The sequence below is a fragment of the Bacteroides caecicola genome (assembly GCF_023337095.1).
GTDB classification, from domain to species: Bacteria; Bacteroidota; Bacteroidia; order Bacteroidales; family Bacteroidaceae; genus Phocaeicola; species Phocaeicola gallinarum.
In genome coordinates, this window is sequence record NZ_JAMBLM010000001.1 from 214,653 (window position 1) to 229,746 (window position 15,094).

Annotated in this window: 11 protein-coding genes; 10 read left to right on the forward strand and 1 reads right to left on the reverse strand. The window is 46.5% G+C overall.

Annotation, left to right across the window (positions count from 1 at the left end; genetic code table 11):
- The first annotated feature begins 146 nt into the window (after window positions 1-146).
- The 7 genes from M3085_RS00800 (at window position 147) to M3085_RS00830 (ending at window position 8,189) form a co-directional block, all read left to right on the forward strand.
- Entirely contained in the window at window positions 147-734 is a 588-nt protein-coding gene (locus M3085_RS00800; RefSeq protein ID WP_191710640.1) for a DUF3575 domain-containing protein, read from the forward strand.
- Between the two features lie 25 nt (window positions 735-759).
- On the forward strand, window positions 760-2,226 hold the full coding sequence (locus M3085_RS00805) for a DUF3868 domain-containing protein (protein ID WP_249052064.1): 1,467 nt from the start codon (window positions 760-762) through the stop codon (window positions 2,224-2,226).
- Window positions 2,205-3,362 (forward strand): hypothetical protein, encoded by a 1,158-nt coding sequence (locus tag M3085_RS00810; protein ID WP_249052065.1) that lies wholly within the window; start codon window positions 2,205-2,207, stop codon window positions 3,360-3,362. Before M3085_RS00805 ends, M3085_RS00810 begins: the two co-directional genes overlap by 22 nt.
- A 55-nt stretch (window positions 3,363-3,417) precedes the next feature.
- Window positions 3,418-4,959, forward strand: coding sequence for a hypothetical protein (locus tag M3085_RS00815; protein ID WP_249052066.1), 1,542 nt, complete (start codon window positions 3,418-3,420; stop codon window positions 4,957-4,959).
- A gap of 62 nt (window positions 4,960-5,021) precedes the next feature.
- Window positions 5,022-6,038, forward strand: coding sequence for a FimB/Mfa2 family fimbrial subunit (locus M3085_RS00820; protein ID WP_249052067.1), 1,017 nt, complete (start codon window positions 5,022-5,024; stop codon window positions 6,036-6,038).
- A 272-nt stretch (window positions 6,039-6,310) separates the two neighbouring features.
- A complete protein-coding gene (trmB, locus tag M3085_RS00825) occupies window positions 6,311-7,069 on the forward strand; it encodes a tRNA (guanosine(46)-N7)-methyltransferase TrmB (protein WP_191710647.1) in 759 nt (252 codons plus the stop codon).
- Window positions 7,070-7,088: 19 nt separating this feature from the next.
- On the forward strand, window positions 7,089-8,189 hold the full coding sequence (locus M3085_RS00830) for an Mrp/NBP35 family ATP-binding protein (protein ID WP_249052068.1): 1,101 nt from the start codon (window positions 7,089-7,091) through the stop codon (window positions 8,187-8,189).
- Between the two features lie 100 nt (window positions 8,190-8,289).
- Here the strand turns inward: M3085_RS00830 and M3085_RS00835 are convergent, their stop codons facing one another.
- Complete coding sequence (locus M3085_RS00835) at window positions 8,290-10,494, reverse strand: sodium-translocating pyrophosphatase (protein WP_249052069.1); 2,205 nt, start codon at window positions 10,492-10,494, stop codon at window positions 8,290-8,292.
- A 920-nt stretch (window positions 10,495-11,414) separates the two neighbouring features.
- On the opposite strand from M3085_RS00835, the gene M3085_RS00840 reads away from it, so the two are divergent.
- From M3085_RS00840 to M3085_RS00850, 3 genes are read left to right on the forward strand one after another with little or no spacing between them, the layout of a single operon-like run.
- On the forward strand, window positions 11,415-11,951 hold the full coding sequence (locus M3085_RS00840; RefSeq protein WP_191710650.1) for a UpxY family transcription antiterminator: 537 nt from the start codon (window positions 11,415-11,417) through the stop codon (window positions 11,949-11,951).
- Window positions 11,952-11,977: 26 nt separating this feature from the next.
- Window positions 11,978-13,879 (forward strand): polysaccharide biosynthesis protein, encoded by a 1,902-nt coding sequence (locus M3085_RS00845; protein WP_204499703.1) that lies wholly within the window; start codon window positions 11,978-11,980, stop codon window positions 13,877-13,879.
- Window positions 13,880-13,918: 39 nt separating this feature from the next.
- Window positions 13,919-15,088 carry an outer membrane protein gene (locus M3085_RS00850; protein WP_249052070.1) on the forward strand — a complete coding sequence of 390 codons (1,170 nt, stop codon included), beginning with the start codon at window positions 13,919-13,921 and terminating at the stop codon, window positions 15,086-15,088.
- Window positions 15,089-15,094: the final 6 nt, after the last annotated feature.

The following is a 15,094-nucleotide window of genomic DNA, read 5'->3' on the forward strand; positions in this document are numbered from 1 at the left end:
TTATCCCCATTTGATGTTTGTACATCTTGATAAATATGTTATCTGTTGTTTATCAATGTGTTATCTGTTGCATGATGTGCATTGCAGAAAAATGAATAAAATCGCTGATGATGTTAATTTTGCACTCAAATAACATATTTTGATATATGATAAAAAAGTATTTCTTAAAATTCATATTGCCGGGAGTTATTTTAATGCTGACATCCTCTTTGTCAGCTCAGAAGCTGGCTGTGAAAACCAATTTGCTTTATGATGCTACGGCAACCCTCAATGCCGGATTTGAAACAGGACTTAGCCCTAAATGGACGCTTGACGTATCGGGTAACTACAACGGATGGAACATGAGTAGTTGCGGATGTCGCAAATGGAAACACTGGATGGTGCAACCGGAGGCACGTTACTGGTTCTGTGAGCGTTTCAACGGTCACTTTCTGGCAATGCACGCACTGGGAGGACAATATAATATGGCAAAGGTGCATTTACCCTTCGGGCTTTATCCGGGACTCCGTAAGAACCGTTACGAAGGCTGGTTTGCCGGAGCGGGTGTGGGCTACGGTTACCAGTGGGTGCTTAACAAACGCTGGAATTTCGAGGCGGAAATCGGAGTGGGGTACGTTTATACGGACTACAAAACCTATCGTTGCTCGCAATGTCCCAAGCGGACGGATAGGGGACACAAGAACTATCTGGGCCCTACAAAGGCGGCCCTGACACTGGTTTATGTCATTAATTGATTTATCTAAAGAATAAGAAATACCTATGACAAATAGAATAATATTATCCGGAATTTTATGGGTAACGGCATTGGTTGCTGCCGCGCAGGTTTCTTATCTTGACCGTGTAGCGGTAGAAACAAAGGCGGTTAGGAAGGTTGATGATAAAGTTACGGTAGATTTGCTGTGGCAGTTTAACGGACTGAAGGTGAACACGCAAAATCAGGCAGAGTTCATACCCGTATTGGTGGCTGCCGACGGTACGGCTGAAACGGAGCTTCCTCACGTTTTTGTAGAAGGGCGCGTGCGCAGATGGGTAAACGAACGCCGTGAACTGTCTAAAGATTGGTCGCCGCGAAACGGAGAAGTGGTACGTCGGCATAAAGGGAAATACATGCCCTTAAATTATCATGCCGAAATACCGTGGGAGGCTTGGATGCACGGTGCAAACATTGAGGTACGCGAGCGCGTGACGGGCTGTGCGAATTGTCTGAACGGATATGCTGCGACTGTCATTGCTCCGTCTGTATTACCTTATCGCACCCCTGATGCTTCTCAATTCCGGTTTGCCTCTTTGGTTACGCCGGCAGAAGAAGAACTGAAAATGCGCTCCATTACTTTCCGTGGGCGATTCCAGTTCCGCCTTGACAAATATGATATTGACCCAGCCTACAAAGACAATTACAAAAAGCTGGAAGAAGCACGCGCGAAGATTGACGAGGTGGCTTCTAATCCCGATTTGAACATTGTCAGTATCGAAGTGGCAGGATATACTTCGCCCGAAGCTACCGTAGCCTATAATGAACGTTTGGCACGTAATCGGTCTACAAGCCTTGTCAACTACATGAAGAAACGTTTCCCCCAAGTGCCTTCTCAAAAGTGGTTTGCCTCTTGGCCTAACGAAGACTGGGACGAGCTACGCGAGGCTGTCGAGAAAGATACCTTACTGCCCGGACGCGAACAGATACTGGATGTTATCAGCAAATATCCGGATAATCTTGACCTACGCGAACAGAAGTTGAAGGAGCTGCGTCCTGCTACCATTTATGAAACGCTTTACCGCAAGCATTATCCGTATCTGCGCCATAACGATTATATCATTCGTTTTGCTGTGCGTCCGTTTACGGTTGAGGAAGCAAGGGTACAGCTCTTAAAACAGCCGGAGCGTTTGAGCGCCGCCGAAATCTATCGTGTGGCAATGAGTTATCCCGAAAACTCTCCGGAAAGGATTCAGGCATTACAGACCGCTGTTCGCCTTTATCCTTCGGATGATATAGCTTTACAGAATCTTGCTGTGGCATACCTGCAAGCCGGAGATCCGCTTGAGGTCTTGTCGTTGCTCGACGGCAGGGCGCATACGGCATCTTTGCAGAATATCGTTGGCGTTGCGCTTATCCATGCCAAACGGTATGAAGAAGCAGGTTTGTGGTTTGAAAAAGCGGCTGCAGCAGGTGCTTCAGAAGCGCGTACAAACTTGCAGTTACTGAACGAATGGATATCACATACCCGATGAAGTATAACAGCGTACAATATTGCATACGTATGGTCATGGCGGCATGGGCTGTTTTGTCTGTGGCGGCTTGCAGTGACAGAAACACCCCTGAGCCTGCGATATCGGGGGCGGACTTGATAATCTGTTTCACGGGTGTGGAACATGCAGACCCAATGTCCGGAACTTTCACGCGCATGTCCGACGGCGAAGACATTTCCATAGAATACCGTCAGATTAGCATAGAGTTGACCGATGCACACGGAGTCCGTACCTTTTCTACCACAGAAGGTACGCTCCCGTCATCTGATGAGCTGACACCTCCGGATAACCTCTCGCTTGAGGAATTGCTCGATGGTTGGAATTCGGGTATGGGTAAAGGATTTAGGATTACAGAGGTGGATAATCCCCAAAAGTTGAGTGTATCCATCAATGGAGGGACAGACGAGTTCATGAAGCTCACTCCCGAACTGGTAAATGCAGAACTTGCCGTACCTCTTTATGCCGAAGTCACCCATTTTACTTATACCGCAGAAAGAGACGGACATCCTGTATGTGTATTGGTAATAACGCCGCAACACCGCATGGCGCGACTTGAATTTGCCGGAGTGAAAATAGAAGGTGCAAATTCGTCTTATACCGATGTGGTCTTGCAGGGAGCGTTTCTGAATAACGTCTTGCCGGCTGAGCAGGCAGCAGTTCCCTTGCATTTTGACGAGTGGAACGAAAGATTGCTAACCGGTTTGTCTATGCCGGGTGGTACACCCGAAACGCCCGTTGTTTTGCCCGACTCAAAAGGTTTTGCATTTAATATCTTTCCCACTTATGCACAGACTTCCGACGGATGGAACACGGAAGTAGTGGAACGGTGGAAACAAAAAAGTGGTACCGTAAGCCGCTGGGTACCTTCTTTAACTCTTGTGTTCAATGCCAGACGGAAGGATACCGGAAAAGAGCAGTTGCTTTACGCCGTGGTGACTAAGTATACCGAAAGTAATGGCGAACTGATTGATATGTTCGAGCCGGGATGTATCTATCGTTTTGGAACAGTTACGGTAGATGTGGCAAAAAATCTGCTGGAGGGAGTTGAACCGGTTTCATCCGGAGGTTCGCGCAGTGCCGCGTTATCCGGAGCAGGCTTACAGATACGTAGGCAGTAGCGGCGCAAACAGATTGTTACATAAGCCAATTAAATACAAACTTAAAAAAACAATTATGAAATTGAAATCAAGCAAATTTATCACATTAGGAGTGGCGACACTGCTGCTGGGTGCATGTCAGAAGAATGAAGTGCAGCTCCAAGACGATAATAGCCTATCGGGTGCAGGAACCCGGATGATGGTATATTTCGGTAATCCGATGAGCGGTGCTTCACGTGGCGATGTCTTAACAGATAAGACCCCCGGAGATAAAGGTGAGAATGTTATGGAAGTAACGTACAATAAAGTAGAGTTTACATTAATTGACAAAGACGGGGGACGTGAACGCACGATAACGTTGCAAAACGGTGAGGCGGACAAAGCGAAATTACCCTTAGGCTCTACGGTTGCTGATGCAGATGCGTTAACTGGCCAGATTAACGGAAAAGAGGGAGTAGTATTCGAGGATGTTATTGATCCCAAGAAACTCACCGTGTCTATCAATGACGGAAAAGCTGCACCTATGGTGCTGACCGCTGAGCGTGTTACTTCCGGCTATGCTGAACCCCTTTACGCCGAAACTACTGATTTCTCTAAAATAAGTACTGACGGTTCAAAGATAACTGTGGTGCTAAGTCCGGAACACCGCATGGCGCGTTTGGAATTTAGTGATATAAGTTTTAAAAACTATGATTGCGGTAGTGACTACGAAGCCGAAGTAATATCAAGAAAGGAAGAGGGGAGTCCTGAATATACCGGATTGGCAAGTCATTGCGATGGTGATTTCTATTTAACTTATACCAACCTTACTCTGAAAGGAATATTTCTGAATAACTTGTTGCTTGAAGAGGGACGGGAAGTGCCGGTGCATTACGATGGATGGACAGAGGAGAGCGGAAACAACTCGGTTGACCCCGGAAAGGTGAAAGCCGCAACGCCGATATATGTGAATAAATCCTATGAGTATAAATACGAAACAGGAGAAAATGGAACGAAAGATTCGTCTTACAACCTGAAGAACAATGCACAATACACATTCAGCAATGCTGAAACGTATGGTGCCGACGGATTGAAAATATCATTCAATGAACCGAACCTCCCGGGTTATATTCCGTATTGGGATGAGAACAAGAGTGAATGGGCAAGTACTCAGCAAGATAAGGGCAAAGCATATACCTTTAACATCTTCCCCAATTACAAAGAAACGGATGAAAGCTATAAGAAATGGGATGCCGACGTACAGGCACGCTATTCGAAGGATGCGGATAAAGTCAGCCGATGGGTTCCCAATCTGACTTTTGTGTTCTACGATGCTGCTTATGCCAAGAATTGGGACGAAGCGTCGTCTAATGAAGACGAAGACAACCACATACTTCCCGAAGGTAAAGAGGTAGGACATCAGGTCTTTGCCGTGGTAACCAAATATGTCAACATTGCTGACGGAAAAAAGATTGATAAATTCGAACCCGGCTATATTTATCGTTTTACAGGAATGACGATTGATACAAAGAAACATATCGGTACGGATGTAGACGGTCCTCAGAAAGTCGGACTGATCGCCTATGTGAGGGTATTGAAGTGGTCGATAGTAGATGGAGAGGCGCACTTTGCAGAATAAGTGCACCAAGTCCTGATAAGTGATTTTTCATAAAGCTGATAAAAACAAGCCGAAACCGCACAATGAACAAATTTATCTTTGAGCTATGGACAAAGTACCTTCCGGTCGTTATTGGACTTCTTCTGACGGTGTCTGTCACAAGTTGCGTATATGACGATAAGGCGGCAGACTGCGACAACGTGATACTTCGGTTTATATATTATGCCGACGGAGAAGAGAATGTTATTCAGGACTACCTGTATGGCATTGATGTCTATATTTTCGACGGGAAGGGCAAACTGGTGGCCAAAGCTCATCTGACAGAACAAGAGATAAGAGCCGGCACACCATTGGAATTGGACTTGCCTGACGGAACTTATCATGCCGTGGCTTTCGGTAATGACTTTGACAATACGTCGCTTGAGAATATCCTCACTCCCGTCGACCTTGAACGTATCTCGATGTATAATCCGAATAGCGAGAAGCAGACAAACGACCGCAATTATTTCGGGAAGCATACTTTCGAGGTAACTTCGAGTGAGGAGTATTTCCGTCCGGTAGTGGAAGAGACTGTGGAAATGAAAAGTGCACACACCGAGCTGCGTATAGGAGTAAAAGGATTGCCCGGACCGAAGAATCCGGATCAGATGCCTTATTACATCGAACTGTCGGGGGCTGTTCCCGGTATGGATACCAATGGAAATCCCACGGGTAGCGGAACGAACGAGTATCGGCCTGTATTGCGATGGAACCCGGATACGGGAACTTATGTTGCCGAACTTTCTTTCTTCCGCCGAAACGGGCATGGTGAAGACGGGCGAAATCCCGAAGCCGAGCTTGAGCAGACCACGCGGAATATCTATGTCCGGGTATATGCTGCAGACGGCACACCGATGACGGAACCCATTTCGCTGTGGGAATTTCTGCAAAAGAATCTGTCCGGAAAGGAAATTCGTGAAGTGGGTGCGCTGCAAGAGCAGCAACTCGATATGCGGATAGAGTTCTCTTCACCTGATAAAGAGAATCCCGGACTGATTACCTACGTGGTACTTCTTCGGTGGAGTATTACGGATGGGAGTATAGGATTTGGAGATGATTGAGAGAGTATAAGATGTATTAGGAAAGCTCGCGGGGTCGGCAATTCGTTTGCCGGCCTCGCTTTTTTATTTGCATTTGCTCCAAACTTTAATCAGTAGTTGCGATACCGAGGGGGATAGTCCGCAGGCACAAGCGCTTAAATATTTGTTAAGCGATGAGTAGTTTAGACGTAGAAAAGAGTAGTAACGCACCCTGCTGTTTGTAAAGATTGTAAACTCGTTTTTGTCCGTTCCGCCGAAAATCTGTAATTTTGTCCGCAAACAATTAAAAGATAATGGGAAAAGGTAAATTAGCAAAGTTTGCAGATATGGCTTCATATCCGCATGTGTTTGAGTATCCGTATTCGGTGGTTGATGATGTTCCGTTCGATATGAAAGGAAACTGGAACAGGGATTTCTTTAAAAACGATAATCCGATTGTGCTGGAGTTAGGATGCGGAAGAGGGGAGTACACCGTGGGATTGGCGCGCCGCTATGCCGACAAGAACTTTATCGGAGTAGACATCAAAGGGGCGCGTATGTGGACGGGGGCTACCGAAGCCTTGAACGAGGGATTGAAGAACGCCGCTTTTCTGCGTACGAACATCGAGATTATCGACCGTTTTTTCGCGCCGGGCGAGGTAAGCGAGATTTGGCTCACGTTCTCCGACCCGCAGATGAAGAAGGCTACCAAGCGGCTTACCTCTACTTATTTCATGGAGCGTTACCGCCGTTTCCTTGTACCCGGCGGGGTGATTCACCTGAAGACCGACAGTAATTTCATGTTTACCTATACCAAATACATGATTGAGGCGAACCGCCTGCCGGTAGAGTTTATTACCGATGACCTTTATCATTCGGGCATGGACGATGACATTCTGAGTATCCGTACTTATTACGAACAACAGTGGCTTGACCGTGGCTTGAATATCAAATACATTAAGTTCCGCCTGCCGCACGAAGGAGTGTTGCAAGAACCCGATGTGGAAATCGAACTTGACGATTACCGCAGCTATAACCGCAGCAAGCGGAGCGGACTGAAAACAAGTAAATAGTAATTTATATCTGTTAGATATGACTCTTTATCCGAAATTGATTCTTGACGCACTGGCAACCGTGCGTTATCCGGGAAACGGAAAGAATATCGTTGAGGCGGAAATGGTTGCCGATAATCTCCGCATCGACGGGATGAAAGTAAGTTTCTCGATTATCTTCGAAAAGCCTACCGACCCTTTCATGAAATCGGTTGTTAAGTCGGCTGAGGCGGCAATCCATGCTTACGTATCGAAAGACGTGGAAGTGACGATTGCTACCGAGAGTAAGCAGGCGGCGCGTCCCGAACCGGGAAAGATGCTTCCGCAGGTGAAAAACGTCATTGCCGTATCGTCCGGAAAAGGTGGTGTGGGCAAGTCTACCGTGGCGGCAAACCTCGCCGTTGCCTTGTCGAAATTGGGTTATAAGGTGGGACTGCTGGATGCCGATATTTTCGGTCCTTCTGTTCCGAAAATGTTTCAGGTGGAAGATGCGCGTCCGTATGCCGAAACCATCGACGGACGCGATTTGATTATCCCCATCGAGAAATACGGAATCAAGTTGCTGTCCATCGGTTTCTTTGTCGACCCCGACCAAGCTACGCTGTGGCGCGGAGGCATGGCAAGCAATGCGCTGAAACAGTTGGTGGGCGACGCTAACTGGGGCGATTTGGATTACTTCATCCTCGATACTCCTCCGGGAACGAGTGACATCCACCTCACGCTGCTCCAGACGCTCGCCATTACGGGAGCGGTAATCGTCAGCACCCCGCAGGAAGTGGCGTTGGCGGATGCACGTAAGGGAATAAACATGTATACCAACGATAAAGTAAATGTTCCCATCCTCGGCTTGGTGGAAAACATGGCGTGGTTTACTCCTGCCGAACTGCCGGAAAATAAATACTATCTGTTCGGGAAGGAAGGAACGAAACGCTTGGCAGAAGAACTGAATGTTCCGCTTTTAGGTCAGATTCCTATCGTGCAAAGCATTTGCGAGAACGGCGACAAGGGTACTCCCGCTGCGCTCGACGAAAACTCGGTAACGGGCAGCGCGTTTATCGACTTGGCACGTAACGTGGTGGCGCAAACCGAAAAGCGCAATGCCGAGTTAGCTCCTACCGAGGTGGTGCATACGCATAAGTGATACTCCTTTTAAACGCAGATTAACGCGGATTTTCGCGGATTGTTTCTTTTAATAAGCATAACAATCTGCGAAAATCCGCGTTAATTTGTGTTTAGCCTTATCAGAATAAACTCCATGAAACGGTAAGCCCCGCCATTACGATGGCTACCATACTCATCAGTTTGATAAGAATGTTCAAACTCGGTCCGGACGTATCCTTAAACGGGTCGCCTACCGTGTCGCCCACTACCGTGGCGCGGTGAACCTCGCTGCCTTTTCCTCCGAAGTTTCCTTCTTCTACGTATTTCTTCGCATTGTCCCATGCACCTCCGGCGTTTGCCATGAAGATAGCCAGCACGAAGCCCGACGACAGTCCGCCGATAAGCAGCCCGATGACTCCCGGAACACCGAATACCAGTCCCGTAGCCACCGGAGCGATGATGGCGAGTAACGACGGGAATACCATCTCATGCTGTGCCCCCTTCGTTGAAATCTGTACGCAGCGGGCATAGTCGGGTTCGGCTTTTCCTTCCAAGATGCCTTTTATCTCGCGGAACTGGCGACGCACTTCCTCCACCATGCGGGCAGCCGCACGGCCTACCGCGTTCATGGTCAGTCCGCAGAACAGAAACGCCATCATGCTGCCTATGAACATGCCCGACAATACTTTGGGATTCATCAGCGTGACATCGTAATACAGCATGAAGTCGGTAAAACTTGCTTCGTGGATGGCAATGCTGAGGTTGTTCGGCAATTCGAGCACGGTAGTGCCCAGACGCTCCAGCCCGATGCGGATTTCTTCGATATACGAAGCCAAAAGTGCCAGTCCCGTCAGGGCAGCCGAACCGATGGCAAACCCTTTTCCTGTAGCCGCTGTGGTATTTCCTAACGAGTCGAGCGCATCGGTACGCTTGCGCACCTCCTCACCCAGTCCGCTCATCTCGGCATTACCCCCCGCGTTGTCGGCTATCGGTCCGTAAGCATCGGTAGCAAGCGTGATGCCCAGCGTAGAGAGCATCCCTACCGAAGCAATTCCGATACCGTAAAGCCCCATCGCCACGTTCGAAAAGTCGAAGCCCGAAGCCAGCCAGTAAGAAAGAATGATACCTGCTACGACAGCGATAACCGGGATGGTGGTCGAAATCATTCCCAATCCGATACCGGAAATAATCACCGTGGCAGGACCGGTTTTTCCACTCTCCGACAGCTTTTGGGTAGGTTTGTATGATTGCGATGTATAATATTCGGTAGAGCGTCCGATGATGACACCCACTGCCAGCCCGATAATCACAGACAGTGAGAGGTTTACCCAATTATTGATATCCAGCAGCCACAGGATGACGAACGTGGCGGCAACAATCAGTGCCGAACTCAAGTTCGTACCTACCGACAGCGATTTCAGCAACTCTTTCATGCCGGCATCCTCGCGCGTACGTACGGCAAAGATACCGATGATGGAAAGCAAGATACCCACGGCGGCAATCAGCATCGGCGCAATTACAGCCTTGAACTGCATTTCCGTATCGCCCGTACCGATAAAGGCAGCGGCACCAAGTGCGGCGGTAGCCAGTATCGACCCGCAGTACGATTCATACAGGTCGGCACCCATGCCGGCAACGTCGCCTACATTGTCTCCCACGTTATCGGCTATCGTAGCCGGATTGCGCGGGTCGTCTTCCGGTATTCCGGCCTCTACCTTGCCCACAAGGTCGGCGCCCACGTCGGCAGCCTTCGTATAAATTCCTCCGCCCACGCGGGCAAACAAAGCCTGTGTCGAGGCACCCATACCGAAAGTCAGCATGGTAGTGGTAATCATGCAAAGTTTGGCGGTAGGATTCATGGCATCGGCAGGAATACACCATTCCAGTAACAAATACCAGAACGAAATGTCGAACAGCCCCAGTCCTACCACTACTAATCCCATCACCGCCCCGCTGCGGAACGCCACGCGCAATCCCTTGTTCAGCGATTTCTGAGCGGCATGAGCCGTGCGTGCCGAAGCATACGTAGCCGTTTTCATGCCTAAATAGCCCGATAGTCCGGAGAAAAATCCACCCGTAAGAAAAGCAATCGGTACCCAGTGATTCTGTAAGTTAAATCCGTAAGCCATGATAGAAAATAGAATGACCAGTCCGATGAAAACCATCGTAACCACCTTGTACTGTTGTTTCAAGTACGACATGGCTCCCCGTCTTACGTGCGAAGCGATTTTAGCCATGATAGGGGTTCCTTCGCTCTCCCGCATCATTTGTTTGTAGAAGTACCATGCAAGCAGCAGTGCCAAGATAGAAGAAGTAGGTACTATCCAAAAAAGAAATGTTTCCATAAGTAGTATTGATTTTAAAAAGCTGTTTCAAAGATAAGAAAACCAGTGGGAAAACAGATGGCGGGAGATGAAAAGAATGTTTAAAAGCCGGCGGATGCCTGTTTAATTATATTAATGTATGTGGGCGGAAATCAGGGCGGGGAGGTTGGTGCGCCGAAAGACAGTGAAAGCGCAGGATGACAAAACCGCTTTGTCGGCTTTCTATTCGTTTTTTTCGGGCTTATGTTTTATGACCCACCTTGCCGGGTCGTATAACCCGCCACGGTGAGTTATATAACCCACCAAGCTGAGTTATACGACCCGGCAGGGTGGGTTATAAATATTGTTTCGTACAAACCTGAAATTCTTTTGATAAAAACGGAAAAACAAACCCAATAAGTTTTAAATGAAACAATAGCCTGTCTGTTCGGGGCATGAGGCAAACATTCGGCAAGTATGAAATAAGTTTACAGGAAAATCTTGTTGCCGTTTTTCGCCGATGAAGGTTGGAAACAGGTATTTTCCCCTCAAATTTTGCTTTAATATTTTAGTTTCAAGGCACGAATCCTGATGGTAGACTTTGTATTGCCGTATGTTCGACTATATTGTGTTTTGATTGAATTTTAGCTTATTTCCTATCATTTTGCTTTGTATATATGTGTTTTTGTTATACTTTTATTTGTATTTTCGTAAACTTCTGTATATCCCCTCTCAAAAAAATATAGATTTTATCATTTAGTTTATAAATAATTATTATATTTGCACCGTAGTTGTTTAATAGATATCTTATACGGTAAGGAGAAATAAGCATATTAAAATAATTCTCTCAACAAATGTCTATTAAAGATAAATTAATCGTAATTGATTGAAATATAGGGACATACTTATATTTCAAAGCCCCAGAGGTATGCCCTTTTCTTAAATCTGTATCTACTTTTTCTATGAGCAAACTGGAGGGAAAAGTGTGGTACGCCATGCGTGCCACTTACCGAAGGGAGTTGGATGCCAAAAAACTTTTGGAAGAACAGTCCATCCAAGCCTTTGTTCCCATGCGTTACGAGCTCCGTATAAAAGGAAAACACAAAAAACGCGAAATTGTTCCGGTAATTCACAATTTAATTTTTGTTTATGCGTATCCGTCTGAAATTCAGAGCGTAAAAAAAACAATTCCATACCTCCAATATATGATGGATTTTCGCGAAGGAAACAAAATTATCGTGCCGGAAGAACAAATGCGTCGGTTTATTGCTGTTACGGGTACGTATGACGAACAGCTGATGTTTTTCAAACCTGAAGAACTTAATTTGTCGAAAGGTACAAAAGTGCGGGTTCGCGGTGGTGATTTCGAAGGACAGGAAGGAATCTTTCTGAAGGTGAAAGGTGCGCGAGACAAGCGTGTGGTTATCGCCATTCAGGGCGTGATTGCCGTTGCATTGGCGACCATCTCTCCCGATTTGATAGAAGTCATATCTGAATAACGTATAAATTCATAGAATAATCTGGCATGTTGGGTTTGAAGACTACACATATCGGCTTTCTCAGCCGTTATGTAATTTGGATTGTGGATAGCCTGCTATCCGTATTCTCTACTTATTTTTGTTTTTTGTTTTTCCACTATTTGCTGGAACTTGAAATCGCTACCCGCCAATCGTTGCAGTTATTGTTGTTGGCGATAGTGGTCAGTTTCTTGCTTACGTGGATGTGTCAGACGTATAGGGGTATTATACGCCATGCCACGCTTGCCGAACTGATGCGGATCGTTTACGCGATGCTGCTGAAGGCGGGCTTTTGGTTATGTGTGGCTTATGGCACGCAAGAATATGTGGGGCTGTTTATTTATTCGCAGGTTATAGCTGATTTTATTTGTTCGGTCTTTTTGCTGATGTTCAGCCGTACGTTGATTGTCAGCTTTTATTATAATCTGTTACGGAAAATAGGCAATACGGCTCCTAACACATTGGTTTATGGCACTTCGGAGGCGGCTATCAGTCTGGCTAATTACTTGCGGAACGATAAAGAAAATGCTTACCATGTCATCGGGTTTATTACGCGGGACAAGCAGATGAAAGGTTCGCGCATCTTGGGGTGTTCGGTTTATTACATCCGGAAACAGGAAGAGTTGAGTCATTTGCTCGAAACGAACCATATAAAGTATATCCTGTTTACGAACAATGCCGACCTTCATGCCGACGAAGACTTGCTGTCGTACAGCATCGAGAAACAGATTACCCTGCGCATCGCTCCGCTGATGGAAGGCGAAGACGGGTTGTCGAAGCGTATTCAGTTGCGCGAGGTGCAAATTGAAGATTTATTAGGACGTGATGAAATAAAAATCAATTTAAGCAATATCCGCAAAGAGTTGTCTACCCGTACGATTATGGTTACGGGAGCTGCCGGAAGTATCGGTAGCGAGCTTTGCCGGCAACTGTGTAAATTCAATCCCAAACAGTTGGTTCTGTTCGATTTTTCGGAGACGGCTACTTATCAGATTGATATGGAGTTACGGAAGAAGTTCCCGAATAATCGGATTCTTTCTGTTATCGGTGATGTCAGAAACAAGCAGCGGGTAGAGTCGCAGGTGAAACAGTATCGTCCCGATATTATTTTCCATGCCGCTGCTTACAAGCACGTGCCTTTGATGGAGGAATATCCTTGTGAAGCGGTGAGGGCTAATGTTTTAGGCACGCAGAATGTGGCAGATGTTGCTGTTGATTGCGGAGTGGAGAAGTTTATTATGATTTCTACCGACAAGGCGGTTCATCCCAGTAGTGTAATGGGGGCTACCAAACACATTGCGGAGATGTATGTGCAGAGTTTGGGAAATAAAATCAAATCGGGCGGGCTTAAAGGTAAAACTTGCTTTATTACCACTCGTTTCGGAAATGTGCTGGGCAGTAACGGCAGTGTAATTCCATTGTTCCGCCAACAGATATTGGAGGGCGGTCCGGTTACGGTAACCCATCCCGACATAATCCGCTATTTCATGACCATTCCCGAAGCATGTAGATTGGTGCTCGAAGCTGCTTTCTTGGGTACAGGAAACGACATTTTTATTTTCGACATGGGTAAGCCGGTGAAGATAGCCGACCTTGCTCGCCAGATGATTCGGCTTTCGGGCTTACATCCCGATGAGGATATTAAAATAGAATATACCGGATTGCGTCCGGGAGAAAAATTATACGAAGAACTGCTGTATAAAAAAGAGGATACGACATCTACCGACAATTCGAAAATATTCCGGGCAAAGAGTATTGAGGTAGATTACGACAAGATGAAAGAGCGCATCGGTAAGCTCATTGAAATAGCTTGTACCGACAACAAGGAGGAAACCGTGCGTATGATGAAAACGATAGCGCCCGACTACGTCAGCCAGCACTCGGTTTACGAAAAATTAGATACGATTTAATCCATATATGTTTAATTTTAAACTGTATTTATCATGAAAATGAAAAAGAGAGTTTATCTCGCATTGATGATGCCTTTTCTTTGTTTCGTAGGAGGGGCAGCTCAAGAGGTAACAGAAGGAGTCCCGGTGGATGAAAACCCAAACCTCGTGTTATGGGAAGATTCCTTAGTGGATAACAAGCCTGTATTGAACCCGACCAAATTCTGGGACAACTGGTTCATTACGGTAAACGTGGGAACGTTTTATAACTTGGTAGACAACGGGGGAAGTGCTAAAGCCGGAAAGATGTTTCAACCTGCTGCCGGCTTGTCTGTAGGTAAGTGGATATCGCCGTGGGGTGGTTTCCGTTTGATGGGTATGTGGGGCAGAGGCGCCGGACATACTAATCCGCAGTATGTAGGAGACAACTACTACCACTGGAATATCATTAACGGATATGGTGATGCTTTGTTTAACTTGCACAACTTGTTTGGCGGTTACAAGGAAAACCGTAAGTTCCAGTTGATGGCTTTGGCCGGTATCGGCGTTGAACACGTTGAAAGTTTTGATGTGAAAGGAACGAATATCACGACGGAAAAGAATAACCTGTTAGGTTTCCGTACCGGTTTGCTGGCTTCTTTCCGTTTGAACAAGGCGTTGGCGTTCAACCTCGAAGCCTCTATCAACATGTTAGACGACTCGTATGACGGACAAGTGTATGATAATAAATGGGACATGCACCTCAACTTCTTGGCCGGTCTTGTTTACCGTTTCAAGAATCATGACGGAACACGTCAGTTTACATACGCACGCCGTAACGAGGAAAAATACGCTATCTTGAACGACGAAATCAACCGTCTGCGCAGAGAGGTTGAAGCAATGAAGAAAGCACCGGCTGTAAACGTGGTAGAAAAAGTAGTGAAGAGTAATCAGACAACTGTCTTGATTTCGTTCGACGCAAATTCAACCAAGATTAACCGCTTGCAGGAAGTCAACGTTTATACGGCAGCCGAAGCTATCAAGAAGATTGAAAACGGTGATTTGTACATTACTCCGGCATCTAACATTACGGATACCGATCTGTTTAACGGACGTGCTAATGCCGTTCGCGATGCTTTGATGAACGAATACAACATCCCGGCAGGACATATCTTCATCGAGCAAGACAGAAAACTGGTTGATTCGCTTGACCCGTCAAAGAACTGCGTAGTTGTTTATATTGTCAAATAATTTTAT

Coding starts and splice junctions, on each gene's coding strand:
- M3085_RS00800 (WP_191710640.1), top strand. CDS start 147: ATGATAAAAAAGTATTTCTTAAAATTCATATTGCCGGGAGTTATTTTA.
- M3085_RS00805 (WP_249052064.1), top strand. CDS start 760: ATGACAAATAGAATAATATTATCCGGAATTTTATGGGTAACGGCATTG.
- M3085_RS00810 (WP_249052065.1), top strand. CDS start 2,205: ATGGATATCACATACCCGATGAAGTATAACAGCGTACAATATTGCATA.
- M3085_RS00815 (WP_249052066.1), top strand. CDS start 3,418: ATGAAATTGAAATCAAGCAAATTTATCACATTAGGAGTGGCGACACTG.
- M3085_RS00820 (WP_249052067.1), top strand. CDS start 5,022: ATGAACAAATTTATCTTTGAGCTATGGACAAAGTACCTTCCGGTCGTT.
- trmB (WP_191710647.1), top strand. CDS start 6,311: ATGGGAAAAGGTAAATTAGCAAAGTTTGCAGATATGGCTTCATATCCG.
- M3085_RS00830 (WP_249052068.1), top strand. CDS start 7,089: ATGACTCTTTATCCGAAATTGATTCTTGACGCACTGGCAACCGTGCGT.
- M3085_RS00835 (WP_249052069.1), bottom strand. CDS start 10,494: ATGGAAACATTTCTTTTTTGGATAGTACCTACTTCTTCTATCTTGGCA.
- M3085_RS00840 (WP_191710650.1), top strand. CDS start 11,415: ATGAGCAAACTGGAGGGAAAAGTGTGGTACGCCATGCGTGCCACTTAC.
- M3085_RS00845 (WP_204499703.1), top strand. CDS start 11,978: ATGTTGGGTTTGAAGACTACACATATCGGCTTTCTCAGCCGTTATGTA.
- M3085_RS00850 (WP_249052070.1), top strand. CDS start 13,919: ATGAAAAAGAGAGTTTATCTCGCATTGATGATGCCTTTTCTTTGTTTC.